General features: G+C 41.6%; 2 protein-coding genes. Both read right to left on the bottom strand.

Annotation, left to right across the window (positions count from 1 at the left end; genetic code table 11):
* Positions 1-648 (bottom strand): PorP/SprF family type IX secretion system membrane protein (locus tag ABS766_RS16715; protein WP_408086339.1); only part of this gene is annotated, 648 nt, incomplete at its 3' end.
* A 231-nt stretch (positions 649-879) separates the two neighbouring features.
* Positions 880-1,035 (bottom strand): T9SS type B sorting domain-containing protein (locus ABS766_RS16710; protein ID WP_408086340.1); only part of this gene is annotated, 156 nt, incomplete at its 5' end.

The following is a 1,035-nucleotide window of genomic DNA, read 5'->3' as shown; positions in this document are numbered from 1 at the left end:
CTTTACATTGTCGCTAAGCTGGAATACATAACCTCCCGTTAAGAAGTAGTGCGACACCTCTGAACCAAATTCCAGGTCCTGCCCGTTCGGTTTTACATCAAGATGTTTGCTCTTTAGCATATTGGGCACCGAAAAGGCTAGGTAGTATTTCTCTGTATAGTAAAAAAAGCCTGCCCCTACGTTCAGGTAGGTATTGTTTACATTTTCACTAAAAGCAGGGTCGCCCGGGGCCGGTACATAACCGTTCCCTATGTCGCTGTAAAGGCCAACATCGTGCATCGTAACGCCCGCTTTTAAACCAAGGGCCAGGCGGTGCTCTCCTCCAAGCTTTAACGTGTACGAAAAATCCGCGTACACATTGCTCTCCTGTACCGGGCCTATCTCATCCACTATGGCAGAAAGGCCAAGGCCTACATTCTTGCCAACTGGGCTGTGACCGCTAAAGGTACCCGTACTCGGGGAATCCTGGATGTCTACCCATTGTTTGCGGTATAACAATCCAAAGGCCAGGTGGTCTTTGCTACCGGCATACGCCGGGTTAATAACGTTCATGTTATACATGTACTGTGTGTAGTGAGGGTCTTGCTGGGCCGTAGCAACATAAATGCCGCCAAGGAACAATACAACTGCAAGGTAAAGTTTCTTCATGTGTGTGTGTATCTTAAAAATTCAAGTATTTCCAATTAAACAACTTCAAAACTAAAGAATAATTTAATATTTATAGCAAAAAAAACAAAATTTATCCAGTAAATCAAAATTTTAATATTTATTTAATCCTAAAAACCCAATAAAAACAATTAAGCTTCTGAATTATAAAGGTTTATTATTCCCCTTGCTTATAAAAAACAAGGGGAATTTGTAACCTATTCTTTATAACTATTAATATTGTCTGTTAATGTACACCCATCCGGTGCGGTTTTCACCATTAGAACGCTCTATTGTGTAGAAGTATGTTCCGGTTGGTAATTCATCGCCTCCATTAGACTGGCCATGCCACTGGTTGGTATAGTTGCCAAAACTGAATACCTCTTTGCC

Source organism: Flavobacterium rhizosphaerae (assembly GCF_046000445.1).
GTDB lineage: Bacteria > Bacteroidota > Bacteroidia > Flavobacteriales > Flavobacteriaceae > Flavobacterium > Flavobacterium rhizosphaerae.
The sequence above is the reverse complement of the archived record's forward strand: the minus strand, read 5'-3'. Positions and strand labels throughout refer to the sequence as shown.